The sequence below is a fragment of the Pseudomonas sp. H1_F01 genome, from assembly GCF_054681425.1.
Map to the genome: position 1 here is coordinate 4,937,605 of NZ_CP162823.1, position 18,779 is coordinate 4,956,383.

Below are 18,779 nucleotides of genomic sequence, written 5' to 3' on the forward strand. Positions count from 1 at the left end.
TCCCGGCTTCGCTATTACAAGAAGTTGCCATGAGCCGTTATCGCCCACCCCGCACCGCCGGCACCGCGCTGATCACCCCCGAGGGTGAAGCGCGGATGCGCGCTGAATTCCATGAGCTGTGGCATGTGCGCCGTCCCCAGGTGACCCAGGCGGTCAGCGAGGCGGCGGCCCAGGGTGATCGTTCGGAGAACGCCGAATACACCTACGGCAAGAAAATGCTGCGGGAAATCGACAGTCGCGTGCGCTTCCTCACCAAGCGCCTTGAAGCGCTTAAAGTAGTCAGTGAAAAACCCAGCGATCCGAACAAGGTGTACTTCGGTGCCTGGGTGACGGTCGAAGATGAGGATGGCAAGGAATCACGCTATCGCATCGTCGGCCCGGACGAGTTGGACCTGAAGCAGAACCTGATCAGTATCGACTCACCGTTGGCACGGGCCCTGATCGGCAAGGCCCTGGACGCCGAGGTCAGCGTCCAGACGCCTACCGGCGAGAAACGGGTCTACATCGTGGACATCGCGTATCCGTAATCCTCGCCTCAGCGGCGCGTGATCAATCCCTGCCGGGCAACACGGGTCAACTGCCGGATCATTTCAGGAGCGTCCACCGCACTGGGGGACTGGATGACGGCCAGATCGAAACTGTCATTGGCGAACCGGGCCAGTGACTCGCCGTCTTCGACAAACTGGATCAGGAAAGCTGCGGGCCCATGATTACGACGTGGCCAGCCGTCGAGATAGCGCAAGAGCGTTGGCTGGTGAGTGCCGCCCAGGAGAATTTTCGGATTGCGTTGCACAAGGTTCGCCGTGATCGGCGCAAGACGTACTAGGGGGCTGGGTGCGTTCATCGTGTCGTGTCTCTGCCTCAAAAGTCTGCATGGCAGGTGAGAGGCAACACCGAACCAGCGCTTTAGCGGTATTTCGAAGCCTTGTCTTCGGCTTCTATCAGCGACTGGATTGAGTCACCTGGCGCCCCGCAAGTAGCTGTTTAAATCGGCGCATGAGCGGCATCCTAGAGAAGCTGACTGGCCAGTGTCAAGAATCACTCTCCATAAAAAGGCCCGTAGAAGACAGTAATGCTGTTTTCTGATTATCTGTTCCGAGAGGTGTGGGTTGGTGTGTATATCCGTTGCTGCGGTAACGGCGACTTAGGGTTCCGCCCTTACGGCGGGTCACTTTTGGAAAGCCCAAAAGTAACCAAAAGCGCTTTGCCCCACCACTCGGCACCTCGCCTAGGCTCGGTGTGCCCGCACTCCGGCATCTTTGGGGCTGAGCCACCGCTATCGCGAGCAAGCTCGCTCCCACACAGAATCTCCAGTGAACACAAAATTATGTCCGACACAAAACCACTGTGGGAGCGAGCTTGCTCGCGATGAGGCCGGCACATCCAACATCACCGCAAACTGACACACCGCCTTCGCGAGCAAGCTTTGCTCCCACAGCCAAAACAACAAAACCAAAAAAACGGCGCTTTCCCATTTCTGGAAGAAGCGCCGCTTTTTCGAAGTGAACAGCATCACGTACAAGACGGGTTCCAATCGTGCAATCAACCCGCGATGGCGCGATCGACCGACAGCTTGCCCGCACCTTCGATCAGCACGGCAATACTGCCCGCCAGCAACGCCAGGGCAAACTCATAACCGTTGTTGGCCATGAACAAGCCGTTACCGATGTGCACGGAGAAAATCGCCACCAGCGACAGAAAGGCCAGGCCCAGTGCCGCAGGACGCGCCAGCAAACCGATGATCAGCGCCAGGCCGGCGAAAAACTCGGTGCCGCCCGCCAGTGTCGCCATCACGTAACCTGGGGTCAGGCCGATGCTTTCCATCCACTGCGCGGTGCCTGCCAAGCCGTAGCCACCGAACAGGCCGAAGAGTTTCTGCGAGCCATGGGCGGCGAAAATGATGCCGACAGCGATGCGCAGGACAGTCAGGCCGTAGCCAGCGCGGGTAAACAAGACTTTATTGATCAACGAGCTCATGCGGGTTCATCCCTAGGTATGTGGTTGTTGGTCGCTATATTAATCAAAAAAACTTGTACCAAAAGCGCAAAAAATGCGAGATACAAATCGAATTTATCGATTATTTTCGCTGGGCGACCTTTTGATCTCCAGGCTCCAGCGACTCTCGCTCACGATCAAACGCCAAGTAGTACTTATTGACACTATTAACGTAGCTGACGGCGCCCATTCCTACCTGCTCCATGGCAATGCGCTCGACCTGGAAAAACCACTGGTTGGGGTTCAGTCCCCGCCGCCGGGCCTCGGCTCGCATACCTTGGACGCGCTCGGGGCCCATGTTGTAGGCGGCCAGGACGAAGGCCATGCGCTCGCGCTCGTTGAGCTTGGGGCTGGCAAAGAACTTGCGGCGGATGAGGGCCAGGTACTTGGCGCCAGCCTGCACATTGGCATCCAGGTTCTGGATGTTATCGACTCCGACGCGCTGAGCCGCCGATGGGGTGATCTGCATCAGGCCGGTGGGGCCTGTGCCGCTGCGGGCGTTGGGTTGCAGGGCTGATTCCTTGAACGCCAGGGCCGCCAGGTTGAGCCAGTCCATGCCTTGGGCATCGGCATGTTTTTGCAGCACCGGGCGCAGTTTTTCCAGACGCTGGCGATCAGCCCGGGCCAGCGGATAGTGGACCTGGTACAAACGACGGTAAATGCGCAGGAATGCCGCGTCCTCGTTGGCGGGGACCTTGTAGGTCGCCAGGAATCGGTCGATGCTCGCCCGCAGCATGGCGGCGTCACGGCGAACGAACCAATACTCGTCACTCGGCTCGCCGATCAGCACCTGACGGTCGAAGCGCAACTTGGGCAGGATCTTGCTCCAGCGCTCGGCGATGGGCTGCTCGACGATGGTCAAATGGAAAATCCCACCCTGGACCATTTCCAGGACATCCTCCACAGCCAGGGTAGGATCGACCCATTCGACCTTCACCGGCGGCAGCTTGAGCAGCGCCAGTTTCTGGTTGATCTGGCTCACGGCGTCCCCCGCCGCGCTGCCGTTGGGCAGGGCCAGGGTCTTGCCGGAAAGTTGCTCCACACGGGTGTAGCGCTTCTCGCCCTTGATACCCACCAGCAGCAACGGCACGCCGGTACGGATCGGATCGCTGGCGCTGACCGCATGGCCGGCCTGCAGCTCGAGCAACTCACCCGGCGCTACCAGGTCGCCCTCCCCGCGCTGCAAGGCGCCGAGCAACTGGTCCTTGGCCATGGGGATAATCTTGAGGGTGATTTCCTGGTCATCCCGGGCGTGGCCGTTGAGGTATTGCTCGAAGGCTCGCAGCCGATGGTATTCGACACCAATGGGTTGGCCCTGGACTTCACCGGAGCTGTTGCGGCTCTGGTTGACCAAAACCTTCAACACACGGCTGCTGCGAATTTGCGCCAGGTCGCGCACCGTGCCCGGCGCCACTGCCTGCACCGGCCCAGGCAGCCGCGCTTCGGCCGGCATTGGCAACAACAGCGAACAACACAACAGTAGCAATACCTGGGGACGTGTCATCCACTCTCCGGAAGGAATACTGCGGACCGCCTCCCTTGAAAAAACGAGGCTGAGTCGACAGAAACAGAGCGCCTGGGGCGCTGAAAAAGTGCGGAAGACTGGCACAGTGATGGCTTTTATACCAACCCGATGTGTCTCGCGGCCTTAACAGACAGCCTCAACTCGTTGTAGTTCTTGGCTTTTCTTATAAATCTACAGCTCTGATATGCTTTCCAGCCTTTGGGCCGAGGTAGCACCATGCAACTCATCGATATCGGCGTCAACCTGACCAACCCCAGTTTCGCCGACAAACATCAGGCGGTGCTCGAGCGCGCCTATGAATCCGGAGTCTGCCAACTGGTCTTGACCGGCACCAGTATCGAGGGCAGCGAACAGGCTCTGGAACTGTGTCAACACCTCGACGACACTGGCGAGCGACTGTTTTCCACCGCCGGCATTCACCCTCACAGTGCCAGCGAGTGGACCGCCGACAGCACCCGGCATCTCAAGGATCTGCTGATGCACAGCCGCGTGCGCGCGGTGGGCGAATGCGGGCTGGATTTCAACCGGGACGTCTCTCCCCGACCGCAACAGGAAAAGGTCCTGGAAGAACACCTCGCCTTGGCGGTCCAGTTGCAATTGCCGGTGTTCCTGCATGAACGCGATGCCGATCAACGCTTGCTGGACATCCTCCGGGATTTTCGCGATCAATTGCCGGCGGCCGTGGTGCACTGCTTTACCGGTGAAAAAAAGGCGCTATTCAGCTACCTCGACCTGGACCTGCACATCGGCATCACTGGCTGGATCTGTGACGAACGCCGCGGCACGCACCTGCACCCGTTGGTGCGCGAAATTCCCCGCGGTCGGCTGATGCTCGAAAGTGACGCACCGTACCTGCTGCCCCGTACGTTGCGGCCCAAACCCAAGAATGGCCGCAACGAACCGGCCTACCTGACGGAGGTCCTGCGCGAAGTGGCCTTGCACCGGGGCGAAACCCAGGAAGACCTGGCAGCCCACAGCACCGCCTGCGCCCGGGCGTTTTTTGGTTTACCCACAATATCCTGAACCCTGCAGATCCCTGTGGGCTCACATCAAAACCCTGGGGTCGATGTTGTCTGTTGACCCATATCAAAATCCCGTCACCTGAGTAGCGGCAGAATAATGGCACCTTGCCAATGCTGTTTCCGCTATCAGAGAAGACCTTCCATGGGTGCCTGGCTTAGCAATATCTCGCTGAAATACAAATTCTGGGCGGTCAATGCGGTCGCCTTTGTCACCACCTTGCTGCTGGTGCTCTACGCGGTGCACCTCGAACAGCAGGCGCGCAACCACGCGGCCCAGGCGAACGCCCAGGCCCAGGCGCACCTGCTTGATGCCTGGCCAGCCGGAACGCCCTTGCCCAAGGTCGACTATCTCCTGGCATTCCAGCGCGACCAGATTCCTGTTCTCAACGAACAACCGCTGCCTTCGCTGGCCCAGGCCAACGGCTGGGTCGAACTCGACACCGGGCTGCTGTTTGGCGACGACCCGCTGCTGGGCGCCCAAGTGGTCCGTCGAGGTGACGGCCAACAACTCGCCGTGTTGGCCCAAGGTGTGAGCCTGAGCCAAGTGTTCGGTGAACGCTTCAGCCATTACGCCGTGGCCGTGTTCGTGTTGATGTTGGCGATGCTGGGCGCCTCGCAGCTGTTGATCCGTTTTTTGCTCAGCCAGCTCAACACGCTCAAAGACGTGATGCTGCATGTGGAAAAAACCGGTGACCTGTCCGCCCGCGTGCCCCTGGCCTGCGAGGACGAAGTGGGCCAGATGGCGGCGGCGTTCAACGCCATGCAGGCCGGTTATCAACGGGTGGTCGACACCGTTGCCAGCACCGCCCGGCAGTTGGACAGTGGTGCGGCGCGCCTGGCGTCGAGCATGAACGATGTTCGCCACGGCATGCTCGGCCAGCAAAGCGAAACCGATCAGGCGGCCACGGCGATCAACGAAATGTCCGCCACGGTTTATCACATCGCCCAACATGCCGGCGCCACCCGCGACCTGTCGAAAACCGCCGACACCCTGGCCGGCAACGGTCACGAAGTGGTCGCCCGGGTGCAACAGTCGATCACCGGGTTGTCTTCGGGTGTGCAACAGACCGCCGAAATGATCCAGCGCCTGGCCGAAGACAGCCAGAAGATCAATGGCGTGGTCAGTGTGATCCACAGCATCGCCGAACAGACCAATCTGCTCGCCCTGAACGCGGCCATAGAAGCCGCACGGGCCGGGGAAATGGGCCGAGGCTTTGCCGTGGTGGCCGACGAAGTGCGTAACCTGGCCAAGCGAGTACAGACCTCCACGGACGAAATCACCACCATGGTTTCGGCCCTGCAAGCCGGGACCCGGGACGCGGTGGACTTCATGCAGGAGAGTTCGCTCAAGGCCGACGATTGCGTGCAACAGGCCCGCGAGGCCGGTGACGCGTTGGCACAGATCACCGCAGCGGTGGCGCAAATGCGCGAGAGCAACACCCAGATCGCTGTCGCGGCCGAACAGCAAAGCCATGTCGCCGAGGAAATGAACCGGGCGGTGGTGAGTATTCGCGACGTGACCGAAAACACCGTGCGCCAAACCGTCGACTCAGCCACCACCAGCCATGAACTGGCGACGTTGGCGGGCGAGTTGAGCAAGGCGATTGGGCAGTTGAAACTGTAGAACACTGGCTTGCCCGAGTTTCCCTGTGGTGAGGGGATTCCCTCTGTGGGAGCAAGGCTTGCCCGCGATGGGCGCAATGCGGTCTTTGGCGAACCGAGGTGCCTCCATCGCGGGCAAGCCTTGCTCCCACAGATAAATCCCCTTGCCACAACAGCAAACTGTATGGCCACCTATCGCTTCGATAGCCAACCGCCATTCGCCGCCTCACCCGACCGGACCTATCCTTGGATTATTCAGCTTCATTCAAGGAACAGCATCATGGGCAAACGTCACCCCAATCTTCCCGCCTGGCAATGGCGCGCCTACCCAGACAATCATCGGCACCCCACCAACCTGGTATTGCACCTGATTGCCGTGCCGCTGTTCATCATCGCGTTTCTGCTGATTGTGTCGGGGGTGTTCAGCTTGAGCCTGGGCGATATCGCCATCGGCATCATCGGCCTGCTCGCGGCACTCGGCTTGCAACGTCACGGACACAGCCTGGAGGCCCAGGCCTCCGAGCCGTTCAGCGATCGCAAGGATGCCGTGTCACGCCTGCTGGTGGAACAGTTCCTGACTTTCCCACGGTTCTTTCTCAGCGGTGGCTGGTGGCGCGCCTGGCGGGAGCGCCACCGCCACAACCGCAAGCCTTGACCGGAGCAGCCTTACCCAAAGATAGTGACCGTCTGCCGACTCAGGGCGATCAAGCGGCCATCGGCGCTCCAGAACTTCGCGGCGACATGGCCGTAGCCGTCCTGGGCGTGCTCAATCTCGGCCAGGTACTTGCACCAGTCCAGTGTCGTGAGCTCCAGCAGCGGCTGGACGAACTCGATGGTCCAAGTGAGCGTACTGCCCGGGGCCATTTGCGTGAGGTGAGGCAATAAGGCTGGAGGCCAGGCATCGACCAAGGCCAGGATGTGGCTTTCGTTCAGCTGTTCCTCTTTCACGTCCCCGCGCAAACGCACCCAACCGCCCATGCTCCGGGACTTGTTGCCGCTGAATGGCAAGCCGCCAACGCTCCAGCGCATCGCCAGGTGCCGCATGAATTCCGGGGTCATGCCTTTGACATAAGGCAGCTCCTGGCATTGCTCCACGCTTTTGAATTCTGGCGCGGGATCGGCCTGCACCGCCACCACGGATGAGCGCGATGCACCGAAGCTGCCTTGCACCACGGTCACTACCTGGCCGTTCTGCACCGCGCGCCCCAACACCTGGCTGACTGCCTTGCCTTCACGCAATACGTCGACTTCGAAACTGACAGGCACGTCGGGTTCGACCGGGCCGACAAAGGTGATCGCCAGCGAGCGCACCGGGCGGTCCGCCGGCACTTGGGCACGCATCGCCTCATATTGCAGTGCCGCCACCAACCCGCCAAAACTGGCCCGCCCCTGGCCCCATTCAGGCGCGATGCTCACCGCACCTGGCTGCCGGCGCACGGCATCGATCAAATCGGAAAAGCGCATGACGACCTCGAAAACAGGGAAAAGGATGAAGGGATCTTAACCAGCCCGGGCTGGCGGCACAGGGCTCATTCCGGCCAAAGAGACTGACAGAAAAGCCGCAGTCTTTGAATTCCCCCCAAACCAATGTGGGAGCGAGCTTGCTCGCTCCCACAGAGGGGAAGGCCCACAGGGGATGTGCTGGGGTTCAGGATTTTTCGAAGCAACTGGCAATCAGCTTGTCGAGCACCTTGTCGGACTTGGCCTCGGCCTTTTCCATCGCGGCGTGCCAGGTCGGCACACAAGCGTGCAGATCGGTTTCTTCCTTGGCCCTGGCCAGCCATTGCCAGCAATCGTGCCAGTCACCCAGCGCGGCCTGGGCGGACTTGAGCCGGGGCATGGCCGCTTCGGGCAGGCGGTCGAGTTCAGGGTAGGCTTCGATGGCGTAGCGCACGCGCTTGATCAGCAGGCGCAATCGATGGCGGTCATGGGCCGGATCACGCAGGGCTTCGCCGAGCGTCTTCCACTGTTTGTCCAGGCGCTTTTCGATGCGCTTGCGCAAGCCCTTCAGCAACCCCTCACGCTGGGCGGCGCGAATGAAGCGCGGGAAGGCATCGAGGATCATCAGCAACTGCGCCAGTTCAACACTCGCGGCCACGGCGGGATAAGCCTCGGCCATTTGCACCTGGCGTCGCCGCGCCGCCTCGGCCTGGCCATGCTGCTCCAGGTAAGCGGCCAACACTTCCCGGTCGCGCAAGGGCGTGGTCAGGGTGCCGACCGCCGAAGCAGCCGTTTCCAGCTGTTCGACGCCGGGCAACCCACGCAATGGTCGAAGCAGGCTGCGCAAACGGCGAACCGTGGTCCGCAGGTCATGCAGCGCTTCGCTGTCGGTATGGGCATTCAAGCGGGCCTGACAGGCCAACAGGCGGACTTCCAGGCCCAGTATCCGGGCCACCAGCCGATCGATCATGGACGTACTCCGTACACAGCGTTGAGCGTCAAGCCGCAAGCTACCAGTGAAAAACGATTCTGCGTCCTTCCCTTGTAGCTTGCAGTTGATTGCTTGTCGCTGCCTTTATCGTCCGGCGCGGGACTCGCGAATGTAGAAACGCGCCTTCTCGGCTTTCTTGGCGCAGCCTTCGAACGCTTCGAATTGCTGCTGGGTCTTGGCGCCCGTCAGCAAGGACAGGGCCTTGGAGTAGCTGACGGTGCCGGCAAAACCTTCGGCCTTGGCCAGGTCCAGTTCATGCCAGGCACTGTCGAGCTGGCTGCCACAACTGTCGCGGTAAGCGGTTTTGCCTGCACAACCGGCCAGGGCCAAAACCATCAAAGAAGCCACCAAGGGCAGGCGGATCCGGGCTTTCATCAATAACACCTCAAGTCAGGTCAACAGTCGTGCTATTAAGACGGTGGCAACGGCGAAAAGTGCCTTGCTTGACCGCGTAAATTCAAGTGTGGCCGAGCATACGCAAATGCCGCCACGGCGTGTCAAAAAACGACGCGTGCGCCACAACGATTGAGCCAAGTCGTCGATGGGTGCATTGTTGAAATCTGTTCGACAAGAGGCCGGGTCATGACAAAACGTGTCGCATTGGTATTGGGTTCGGGTGGCGCCCGGGGCTATGCCCATATCGGGGTGATCGAAGAAATCGAACGACGTGGCTACGACATTGCTTGCATCGCCGGTTGTTCCATGGGCGCGGTCGTGGGGGGGATTTATGCGGCGGGCAAGCTTGAGGAGTACCGCAACTGGATCGAAAGCCTGGATTATCTGGACGTCCTGCGCCTGGTCGACGTCAGTTTTCGCCTGGGGGCGATCCGTGGCGAAAAGGTCTTCGGGCAGATCCGCAAGATCGTCGGCGAAATCAACATTGAACAATTGCGCATCCCCTACACCGCCGTCGCGACCGACCTGACCAACCAGCAGGAAATCTGGTTCCAGGAAGGTTGCCTGCATCAGGCGATGCGCGCCTCGGCGGCGATTCCCAGCCTGTTCACGCCCGTGATGCAAGGCAACCGCATGTTGGTGGATGGCGGCCTGCTCAACCCATTGCCGATCGTGCCGGTGGTGTCGAGCCACTGCGACCTGATCATCGCGGTCAACCTCAACGCCACCAATCAGAAACAATATCGGTTACCGGTGATCCCGCGCCCCGCCGCGTTCCGGCGGCGCTTCGACACCCTGGTCAGTTCCCTGGGGTCGCGCCTGCCGTTTCGCCGCAAGCAGGCCGAGCAGCTGTTGCTGCTGGAGCAGGAAGCCTTGAAGGCCGAAGCCGCTGACATCAACCCGTGGATCGACTCGGCCGAGCCCGAAGGCCAACAACCGGCCGCCGCGCCAGAGAACGAAGGCGCACCGAAATCCGCCACCGGTTCGTTCATCATCGATAACGTCGGCCCGGCGTCGTTGCTGGATTTGATCAACCAGAGTTTCGAAGTGATGCAGACCTCGCTGGCCCAGTACAAGATTGCCGGTTACCCGCCGGATGTGCTGATCAACGTGCCGAAACGGGTGTGCCGGTTCTTCGAGTTCTACAAGGCGCCGGAGCTGATCGCGTTGGGGCGGGAGATTGCCAGCGATACTTTGGATCGGTATGAGAGCGACCAGAACTGAGAGATATCGAGTGGCTGTTCGGGCCTCTTCGCGAGCAAGCTCGCTCCCACATTGATCTGCAGTGAACCCTGTGGGAGCGAGCTTGCTCGCGATGGCGGCAGCCCTGACAACACCAGACTAAAGCCCACCCTCCCCCAACAACCGATACCCCACCCCCGCCTCGGTCACAATGAACCGCGGTCGGGTCGGGTCGTCGGCCAGTTTCTGGCGCAGGTGGCCGACCACGATCCGCAGGTAGTGACTGTCTTCGGTGTGGGTCGGGCCCCAGATGTCCTTGAGCAGTTGCTGCTGGGTAATGACCCGACCCGGGTGCCGCGCCAGCTGCGCCAGCACGGCGTATTCCTTGCGAGTCAGGGCCACTTCGGTGTCGTCCAGCAGCACCCGTCGATACGCCAGGTCCACCGTCAGCGGGCCGAACTTCAGCGCGGCTTCCTGAGGCTCGCCTGCCGGGGCCTGGCGCAACAAGGCGCGAACGCGGGCGAGAAATTCCTGGATGCCGAACGGCTTGGTCACATAATCGTTGGCTCCGTTGTCCAGCGCCTCGACCTTCTGCGCTTCGCTGGCCCTCACAGAGAGCACCAGCACCGGCACCGTCGACCATTGGCGAAACTCGCGCAACACCTGCTGGCCGTCCATGTCCGGCAGGCCCAGGTCGAGCACCAGCAGATCGGGTTTGTTCAGCGCCGCTTGGGCAAGCCCTTCAGCGCCAGTGCCGGCTTCCAGCACCTTGTAGCCTTGGGAACTCAGGCTGATGCGCAGGAATTTGCGGATCTGCGGCTCGTCATCGATGACCAAAAGGGTCGCGGTCTGGCTCATGGGGTTCGTTCGTTGCATTCAGGTGGAAAGGCAAGCAGGTAGGACGAGAGTAACCCAGCGCCGCTCAAGCTTCATCGTCCATGCCCGGTTGTGCCTGCAAGGGCAGGTGCAACGTGATGCAGGTACCGCGTCCGTCGAGACCATCGGCCACGCTGATTCGCCCGCCATGGGCACCGACCATGCCCTGGCAGATGGCCAATCCCAACCCCGTGCCCTGCCCGCCCCGATCGCCGCGCGCGGCGGTGTAGAACATGTCGAAGATTTTCTCCCGTTCTTCTTGAGGGATTCCTGGGCCTTCATCGGCGACGGCAAAAAACACTTCGCCGTCCGTCGTACCCGCGCTCAGCAGCAGCCGCCCGCGGGGCGGAGAAAAACGTGCGGCGTTTTCCAGCACGTTCACCAAGGCCTGCTCGATCAGCGCCGCGTGGACATACAGCAAAGGCAGGTCAGCAGGCACCTCGACGCCGACCGCCAGCGGCGCCAACACCGCCCGCAAGCGGTTCAGTGCGCTGCCGACGATATCGGCCGGCGACACCCAGTCCCGCGCCAGCTTCAGGGCGCCGTGGCCAAGACGGGTCATGTCCAGCAGGTTCTGGATGTAGCGATCCAGCCGCTCGGCCTCATCGCGGGTGCCTTCGAGCAGTTCGCGACGATCGGTCAGTGGGATCGCCTCCCCCAGCGCCAGCAGGCTGTCGATGCTGCCGCGCATGGACGTCAGCGGCGTGCGCAAGTCATGGGACACCGAAGCCAGCAAGGCGCTGCGCAGTTGCTCGGTTTCACCGTGCAGGCGCGCCGCTTCCAGGTCCTGGGCCAGTTGCGCCCGCGCCAACGCCTGGGCCAATGGTTGACTGAGGGCCGCCAGTAAACGGCGACGCTGGCCGCTCAACGGCTTGCCTTCGTTCGGGCACACACCCAGCAATCCCAGTGGCCCGCCTTCCGCCGACAGCGGCCACCACCACCAGCGTCCGGATGGCAACGTCCCGGTGCCGGCACCGGCGGGCTGGTCGTGCTGCCAGGCCCAGTCGGCCGCCGCACGTTCGGCCTCGGTGAATGTCAACGGCTCGCCGGTCTCGACCTTCCAATCGCTCTGGCCGTCGCGATTGAGCAGGCAAAGCTGCAAGTCGTGCAGGCCGTTGAGATGCTGCGCGGCGGCGCTGATCACCGCCTGGCGGTCGGTGGCGGCAGTGAGTTTGCGCGACAGGTCGAGCAGTTCGCCGGTTTCCTGCTGGGTGTCGCGCAGGGCCTGCAACTGGCGACGCTGGCGAGCGGCAAGATTGCCGGTCAGGGCGGCCATCAGCAGGAAAAACACCAGGGTCAGCACGTCTTCTTCGCGCTGGATGGTGAAGGAAAAATTCGGCGGGATGAACAGGAAATCATAGGCCAGGAACGACAGCGCCGCACAGGCCAGCGCCGGGCCAAGGCTGCTACGTACCGCCACCAGCAGCACCGCCATCAGGAACACCAGGGAGATATTGGGCAGCGCCAGCCACCCTGAAATACCCCAGGCCAACGCGCTGGCCGCCACGGTCGCCGTCAGCGCCAGCACGTAGTCGAACCCGGTCTGGACCGCGCTCGAACGCACTTGGGCGGGACGGGGCTGTTCATCGCTGTCCAGCACGTTGATTTCCAGTCCCCGGGCATCGCGCAACAAGCGTGAAGCCAAGCCACCGCCGAACAACCGTCGCCGCAAACGCGGCCGGGACTGGCCCACCAGCAGTAGCGTGGCGCGACGTTCGGTGGCGTGCTGGATCAAGGTCTTGGCGACTTCGCCGGCCCGCAACAGCACCACTTCGCCGCCGAGACGTTCAGCCAGCTGCTGGGCATTTTGCAGGTACTGTCGCGATGACTCGTCGTGCGCGACGCCGCTGTCTACGTGGACCAGGCTCCACGGCAGATGCCGACGCTGGGCGACGCGGCTGGCGTGGCGCACCAGACGCTCGGCCTGCACATCGGCGCCCACCCCCACCAGCAATCGTCCGCGCACTGCCGGCGCGGCCTGGCCCAGTTGCCGATAACCCTGGGCCAGGTCGTTGTCCACCTGGGCGGCGGCGGTCTGCATGGCCAGTTCACGCAGCGCGGTCAGGTTGGTCTGGGTGAAAAACGCATCGATCGCCGCTCGCGCCTGCTCCGGCACATAGACCTTGCCATCACGCAGGCGCTCCAGCAGCTCGCGTGATGGCAGGTCGATCAACAGCAGTTCATCGGCTTCCTGCAAGACCCAGTCCGGCAGCGTCTCGCGCACCTGCACACCGGTGATGCCGCGCACCTGGTCGTTGAGGCTTTCCAGGTGCTGGACATTGACGGTGGTGTAGACATCGATGCCTGCGGCGAGCAGTTCCTGAATGTCTTGCCAGCGTTTGGCATGACGACTGCCGGGGGCGTTGCTGTGGGCCAGTTCGTCCACCAGCACCAAGGCCGGGCGGGCCGCGAGCAGGCCGTCGAGGTCCATTTCTTCGAGCATGACGCCGCGATATTCCGAACGCACCAACGGTTGCTGTACCAGGCCGCCGAGCAGTGCTTCGGTTTCGGCACGACCGTGGGTTTCCACCACTCCGGCGACGACTTTCACGCCTTGACGCAGTTGGGTGTGGGCCGCTTGCAGCATGGCGTAGGTCTTGCCGACACCGGGCGCCGCACCCAGGAAGACCTTGAGCCGGCCACGGTCGTTGCGGGGCAGATTGGCTAACAGTGCGTCGGCGCGGCCGGAGTCGCTCATGGCGTGGAAATCTCTTTCAAATATTGATCAAACACCCTGTGGGGAGTCGGACCTGTGGGAGCAAAGCTTATGGGAAGTGGACCTGTGGGAGCAAAGCTTGCTCGCGATCAAGGCGACACAGTTCAACGGATGGACCGCGTTATCGTTCATCGCGAGCAAGCTTTGCTCCCACAGGCTTTGCTACAGCGGGCTTTTACTGCAGCAAGCTTTGCTCCCACAGGCGCCACTCCCACGGGTTTTACAGTTTTTCCAGGGCCAGGTTCAGCGCCAGCACATTCACCACTGGCGGGCCCACCAAGGATTGCTCAGTGTTGTCGTCGAGCAGTTGCTGCAAGGTCGAGGCCGGCAGGTTGCGCGCGGCGGCGACACGCGCCAGTTGATAGGCAATCGCCGCCGGAGGCAAGTGCGGATCCAGCCCACTGGCGGAGGTGGTCAGCAATGCCAGCGGCACCGGGCCCTGGCCGGGCACCTGGAGTTTTTGGGCGTCTTCGATTACCCGCGAGGCCAGGGCCGGATTGCTCGGGGAAAAGTTGCTGGCGCCGCTGGCGACCGTGGCGAAGGCTCCAGCCGATGGCCGTGGATGAAACCAGGCATCGCCGGTGAAATCCTGGGCGATCAGCGTCGAGCCACGGACCTTGCCGGCCGCATCGACGATCAGGCTGCCATTGGCCTGGGCGGGAAAGGCGACTTGCGCCACGCCAGTGACCACCAGTGGGTACGCGACACCGGTGATCAGGGTCATCAGTAATAACAGGCTCAAGGCCGGGCGAATCAGAGTGGACATTTCAAAATCCTCGAATTGAAGTAAATCCAGTGCTCAAAGCCTGTGGGAGTCACCTTGTGGGAGCAAAGCTTGCTCCCACAAGAAACGGCGAACTCAAACCAGCTTCAACGCCGTCAGCAACATATCGATCGCCTTGATCCCCACGAACGGCACCACGATCCCACCCAGGCCATAGATCAACAGATTGCGTCGCAACAGCGCCGCCGCACTTGCCGCTTGCACTCGTACACCGCGCAGGGCCAGGGGGATCAGTACGACGATGATCAGGGCGTTGAATACGATGGCCGACAGGATCGCGCTCTGGGGGCTGCTCAGGTGCATCACATTCAACACGCCGAGCTGTGGATAAATCGAAGCGAACAGCGCCGGCAGGATCGCGAAGTACTTGGCGATGTCGTTGGCGATGGAGAAGGTGGTCAATGCACCACGGGTCACCAACAGTTCCTTGCCGATCTGTACCACATCGAGCAGTTTGGTCGGGTCGCTGTCGAGGTCGACCATGTTGGCCGCCTCCCGCGCGGCCTGGGTGCCGTCGTTCATCGCCATGCCGACATCGGCCTGGGCCAGGGCCGGGGCGTCGTTGGCACCGTCGCCACACATGGCCACCAGCCGACCGTCATTTTGCTCATGACGGATACGCGCCAGCTTTTTCTCCGGCGTGGCCTCTGCCAGCACGTCATCGACACCGGCCTCGGCGGCAATCGCCGCAGCGGTCAGCGGGTTGTCACCGGTGACCATCACCGTGCGGATCCCCAGCTTGCGCAGCTCGGCAAAGCGCTCGCGAATGCCCGGCTTGACCACGTCCTTGAGATGGATGGCCCCCAGCAACCGGCCGTCCATGCAAACCAGCAGCGGTGTGCCGCCACTCTGGGCGATCTTGTCGACCTCCCGCGCCAATGCCTGCGGCAACTCATTGCGTGCAAGGCCGATGAAGTCCAGCAACGAGTCCACGGCGCCCTTGCGGTAGATACGGCCCTGATAGTCGACTCCGGACAAACGGGTTTCAGCACTGAACGGCACGGCCGTCAGCGCTTCGACGCCAGGCTCAGACTGTGGATGCAAACCTCGCAGGTACTCGACGATGGACTTGCCCTCGGCGGTGTCGTCAGCCAACGAGGCGAACAGCGCGCCTTCGGCCAGTTCCTTGGCACTCACACCAGGGGCGGTATAGACCGCTGTACAACGACGATTGCCAAAGGTGATGGTGCCGGTCTTGTCCAGCATCAGCACATGCACGTCCCCCGCCGCCTCGACCGCACGACCGGATTTGGCGATCACGTTCAGGCGAACCAACCGGTCCATCCCGGCGATGCCGATGGCCGACAGCAACCCGCCGATGGTGGTGGGAATCAAGGTGACCAGCAGCGCCACCAGAAACACCAGCGGCAGGTTGGCGTTGGCGAAATGGGCGAACGGTTGCAGCGTCACCACCACCAACAGGAAGATCAGCGTCAGGCCGATCAACAGGATATCCAGCGCCACCTCGTTCGGCGTTTTCTGGCGTTTGGCGCCTTCGACCAGGGCGATCATGCGGTCCAGTGTGGACTCGCCGGGATTGCTGGTGATACGTATCAGCAGCCAGTCGGAGACCAGCCGCGTATTGCCGGTGACGGCCGAGCGATCGCCGCCGGACTCGCGGATGACCGGCGCCGATTCGCCGGTGATCGCCGCCTCGTTGACCGCGGCGATGCCTTCGATCACTTCACCGTCGCCGGGGATCATGTCGCCGGCCTCGACGCGCACCACATCACCTTTGCGCAGACGGGTGGCGGGGACGATTTCAAAACCGCTGGCGGTCTGGCGACGTGCGTTGAGGCCTTCGCTACCGGCCTTGAGGCTGTCGGCCCGAGCCTTGCCGCGGCCTTCGGCCAACGCTTCGGCGAAGTTGGCGAACAGCACGGTGAACCACAGCCACAGCGCGATTTGCGCGGCGACAAAAGTCGGCACGGCGTTGTCGGGAATGAAGCACAGCACGGTGGTGAGGATCGCGGTCAGTTCCACCACCAGCATCACCGGGGCGCGGTGCAATTGACGCGGGTCGAGCTTGACGAAAGCTTGCACCAGCGCTGGCCGCCACAGGGCCGAGATTGCGGTTTTCGGTTGCTCCGGCGCCTTGGCGACGGCGGTTTTGCTCATCGGCATATTCATTTTCATATCCCTCAGAAGCCCAGGCTCAAGTGTTCAGCAATCGGCCCCAGGGCCAGGGTCGGCAAGAAGGTCAAGCCGCCCACCAACAGGATGGTCACGGTCAACAAGGTCACGAACAACGGGCCGTGGGTGGGGAAGCTGTTCTGGCCAATCGGCGCGGTCTTCTTCAAGGCCAGGCTGCCGGCCAACGCCAGCACTGGCAGGATGTAGCCGAATCGGCCGATCAACATGCCCAGGCCCAGCATCAGGTTGTGGAAAGCTGTGTTGGCGCCGAACCCGGCAAATGCCGAACCGTTGTTCGCTCCCGCCGAGGTGTAGGCGTACAACAACTGGCTGAAACCGTGGGCACCCGGGTTGCTCACCGCTGCGGCCGGGCCGGGCAGACTTGCGGCGACGGCACCCAGCACCAGCACGCTGACAGGCATCACCAGCAGGGTTGCCACCAACAGTTGCACTTCCCGAGCGCCCAGCTTCTTGCCCAGGTATTCCGGGGTGCGACCGATCATCAAGCCGGCCAGGAACACTGCGATCAGCACGTTCAACAGCATCCCGTAGAGCCCGGCCCCGACGCCGCCGAAGATCACTTCACCGACCATCATGTTCACCAGCGCAACCATACCGCTGAGCGGATTGAGGCTGTCATGCATGCCGTTGACCGAGCCGTTGGACGCTGCCGTGGTGGTCACCGACCACAGCACCGTGGCGGTGGTGCCAAAGCGTGCTTCCTTGCCTTCCAGCGGCGCGGTTTGCTCGACGGCTGGATTGTCCAAGGCAGGGTTGGGCTGGTATTCGGCCCACAGCGACGTGGCACCGCCGATCAGGAACAGGGCAAGCATGCAGGCGATGATTGCCCGGCTCTGGCGCAGGTCCTTGACGTAATGGCCGAAGGTGAACACCAGCGCGACGGGAATCAGGATGATCGAAGCGACTTCGAACAGGTTGCTCCAGGCAGTCGGGTTTTCGAACGGATGCGCCGAGTTGACGCCGAAGAAACCGCCACCGTTGGTGCCCAGCTGCTTGATCGCGATCTGGCTGGCGGCCGGACCCAACGGGATGACCTGGTCAGCGCCCTGCAGCGTGACCCCGTGCACATAGTGCGCAAAGGTCTGCGGCACGCCCTGCCAGACCAGGAACAATGCCAGCAGCAGGCACAACGGCAACAGCCCGTAGAGAGTGGCCCGGGTCATGTCGACCCAGAAGTTACCCAACGTTGCGGCGGACTTGCGCCCGATGCCGCGACACAGTGCCACGAGCACGGCCAGGCCGGTGGCGGCGCTGACGAAGTTCTGCACGGTCAGGCCGACCATCTGGCTCAGGTAGCTTAGGGACGCTTCACCGCTGTAGGACTGCCAGTTGGTGTTGGTCATGAAACTCACGGCCGTGTTGAAAGCCTGGGTCCACTCCATGCCGGGCAATTGTTCGGTATTGAGCGGCAGATATCCCTGCAGCAGGAGAATGGAGAACAGCAACACAAAACCCGCCAGGTTGAACGCGAGCAAGGCCAGGGTGTATTTCTGCCAGCTCTGCTCAGCGGTGGAATCGACACCGGCCAGGCGATAGCAACCGCGCTCCACCGGGCCGAGGATCGGCGAAAGCCAAGTGCGCTGGCCTTCCATCACCCGGTAGTAAAAACGCCCCAGAAACGGTGCCGGAATCAGCACCAGGGCGAAAAAGGCGAGGATCAGCCCATAGTCATAACCGTGCATAGCCGCTCCTAGTTCCGATCTGCGCGCAATAGCGCAACCAGCAGATAAATGAACAGCGCCCCTGCCAGCAGCAGCGACACCCCGTCCAGAACACTCATGGGATTTCTCCGTGGTACGGCGTCGTGCCGTGTGTGGAGTGATTGTCGGCAGAGAGGCTGTAAAGGAACGAGATCGAGAGCGGGGCTGGGGGGTAAAGAATCCGTAAAAAGTGTTGGCTGGGCCGGCCTCATCGCGAGCAAGCTCGCTCCCACATGGGATCTGTGGTGAATAAAGAATTTGTGTTCGCTGAAACCCTCCTGTGGGAGCGAGCTTGCTCGCGATGAGGCCAGCCCAGGCGCCGACGCTCTGAACTGGGGCACAAAACCAAGCCATCCGATAGCGAACATCCCCGATACGACACGATTTCACCCATTA

The 18,779-nt window shown here is 62.0% G+C and carries 17 protein-coding genes; 5 read left to right on the forward strand and 12 right to left on the reverse strand.

Annotation, left to right across the window (positions count from 1 at the left end; translation table 11 throughout):
* Nucleotides 1-29: 29 nt before the first annotated feature.
* On the forward strand, nt 30-527 hold the full coding sequence (gene greB / locus AB4O09_RS22225; protein ID WP_003199337.1) for a transcription elongation factor GreB: 498 nt from the start codon (nt 30-32) through the stop codon (nt 525-527).
* A gap of 8 nt (nt 528-535) precedes the next feature.
* Here the strand turns inward: greB and AB4O09_RS22230 are convergent, their stop codons facing one another.
* The 3 genes from AB4O09_RS22230 to AB4O09_RS22240 all read right to left on the reverse strand — a co-directional run bounded on the left by AB4O09_RS22230 (nt 536) and on the right by AB4O09_RS22240 (nt 3,499).
* Complete coding sequence (locus tag AB4O09_RS22230) at nt 536-844, reverse strand: hypothetical protein (RefSeq protein ID WP_013692574.1); 309 nt, start codon at nt 842-844, stop codon at nt 536-538.
* Nucleotides 845-1,542: 698 nt separating this feature from the next.
* Nucleotides 1,543-1,977 carry a DoxX family protein gene (locus tag AB4O09_RS22235; protein WP_003199333.1) on the reverse strand — a complete coding sequence of 145 codons (435 nt, stop codon included), beginning with the start codon at nt 1,975-1,977 and terminating at the stop codon, nt 1,543-1,545.
* Nucleotides 1,978-2,077: 100 nt separating this feature from the next.
* Nucleotides 2,078-3,499, reverse strand: coding sequence for an MltF family protein (locus AB4O09_RS22240; protein WP_460107523.1), 1,422 nt, complete (start codon nt 3,497-3,499; stop codon nt 2,078-2,080).
* Nucleotides 3,500-3,736: 237 nt separating this feature from the next.
* Here AB4O09_RS22240 and AB4O09_RS22245 point away from each other — a divergent pair, with 237 nt between their 5' ends.
* The 3 genes from AB4O09_RS22245 (at nt 3,737) to AB4O09_RS22255 (ending at nt 6,799) form a co-directional block, all read left to right on the forward strand.
* A complete protein-coding gene (locus AB4O09_RS22245; RefSeq protein ID WP_028236960.1) occupies nt 3,737-4,543 on the forward strand; it encodes a TatD family hydrolase in 807 nt (268 codons plus the stop codon).
* Nucleotides 4,544-4,684: 141 nt separating this feature from the next.
* Nucleotides 4,685-6,166: a methyl-accepting chemotaxis protein gene (locus AB4O09_RS22250; RefSeq protein ID WP_003199326.1), complete on the forward strand. Its 1,482-nt coding sequence runs from the start codon at nt 4,685-4,687 to the stop codon at nt 6,164-6,166.
* A gap of 258 nt (nt 6,167-6,424) precedes the next feature.
* Nucleotides 6,425-6,799: a terminase gene (locus tag AB4O09_RS22255; RefSeq protein WP_003199324.1), complete on the forward strand. Its 375-nt coding sequence runs from the start codon at nt 6,425-6,427 to the stop codon at nt 6,797-6,799.
* A gap of 11 nt (nt 6,800-6,810) precedes the next feature.
* On the opposite strand, the gene AB4O09_RS22260 is transcribed toward AB4O09_RS22255, so the two are convergent.
* From AB4O09_RS22260 to AB4O09_RS22270, 3 genes are all read right to left on the reverse strand, one after another.
* On the reverse strand, nt 6,811-7,608 hold the full coding sequence (locus tag AB4O09_RS22260) for an acyl-CoA thioesterase (RefSeq protein WP_028236959.1): 798 nt from the start codon (nt 7,606-7,608) through the stop codon (nt 6,811-6,813).
* A gap of 184 nt (nt 7,609-7,792) precedes the next feature.
* Entirely contained in the window at nt 7,793-8,554 is a 762-nt protein-coding gene (locus tag AB4O09_RS22265; protein WP_003199320.1) for a CHAD domain-containing protein, read from the reverse strand.
* Nucleotides 8,555-8,659: 105 nt separating this feature from the next.
* Nucleotides 8,660-8,950 (reverse strand): hypothetical protein, encoded by a 291-nt coding sequence (locus AB4O09_RS22270; protein WP_003199317.1) that lies wholly within the window; start codon nt 8,948-8,950, stop codon nt 8,660-8,662.
* A 207-nt stretch (nt 8,951-9,157) separates the two neighbouring features.
* On the opposite strand from AB4O09_RS22270, the gene AB4O09_RS22275 reads away from it, so the two are divergent.
* Nucleotides 9,158-10,195: a patatin-like phospholipase family protein gene (locus AB4O09_RS22275; RefSeq protein ID WP_003199314.1), complete on the forward strand. Its 1,038-nt coding sequence runs from the start codon at nt 9,158-9,160 to the stop codon at nt 10,193-10,195.
* Between the two features lie 117 nt (nt 10,196-10,312).
* On the opposite strand, the gene AB4O09_RS22280 is transcribed toward AB4O09_RS22275, so the two are convergent.
* The 6 genes from AB4O09_RS22280 to kdpF form a co-directional block, all read right to left on the reverse strand.
* On the reverse strand, nt 10,313-11,011 hold the full coding sequence (locus tag AB4O09_RS22280) for a response regulator (RefSeq protein WP_013692569.1): 699 nt from the start codon (nt 11,009-11,011) through the stop codon (nt 10,313-10,315).
* A 64-nt stretch (nt 11,012-11,075) separates the two neighbouring features.
* Nucleotides 11,076-13,727 (reverse strand): sensor histidine kinase, encoded by a 2,652-nt coding sequence (locus AB4O09_RS22285; RefSeq protein ID WP_027912703.1) that lies wholly within the window; start codon nt 13,725-13,727, stop codon nt 11,076-11,078.
* 238 nt (nt 13,728-13,965) lie between these two features.
* Nucleotides 13,966-14,511: a potassium-transporting ATPase subunit KdpC gene (gene kdpC / locus AB4O09_RS22290; protein WP_003199308.1), complete on the reverse strand. Its 546-nt coding sequence runs from the start codon at nt 14,509-14,511 to the stop codon at nt 13,966-13,968.
* 93 nt (nt 14,512-14,604) lie between these two features.
* Nucleotides 14,605-16,665 carry a potassium-transporting ATPase subunit KdpB gene (gene kdpB, locus AB4O09_RS22295; RefSeq protein WP_032833235.1) on the reverse strand — a complete coding sequence of 687 codons (2,061 nt, stop codon included), beginning with the start codon at nt 16,663-16,665 and terminating at the stop codon, nt 14,605-14,607.
* Between the two features lie 5 nt (nt 16,666-16,670).
* Entirely contained in the window at nt 16,671-18,365 is a 1,695-nt protein-coding gene (gene kdpA, locus AB4O09_RS22300) for a potassium-transporting ATPase subunit KdpA (RefSeq protein ID WP_223472949.1), read from the reverse strand.
* An 8-nt stretch (nt 18,366-18,373) separates the two neighbouring features.
* Nucleotides 18,374-18,463 carry a K(+)-transporting ATPase subunit F gene (gene kdpF, locus AB4O09_RS22305; protein ID WP_032833236.1) on the reverse strand — a complete coding sequence of 30 codons (90 nt, stop codon included), beginning with the start codon at nt 18,461-18,463 and terminating at the stop codon, nt 18,374-18,376.
* Nucleotides 18,464-18,779 lie beyond the last annotated feature (316 nt).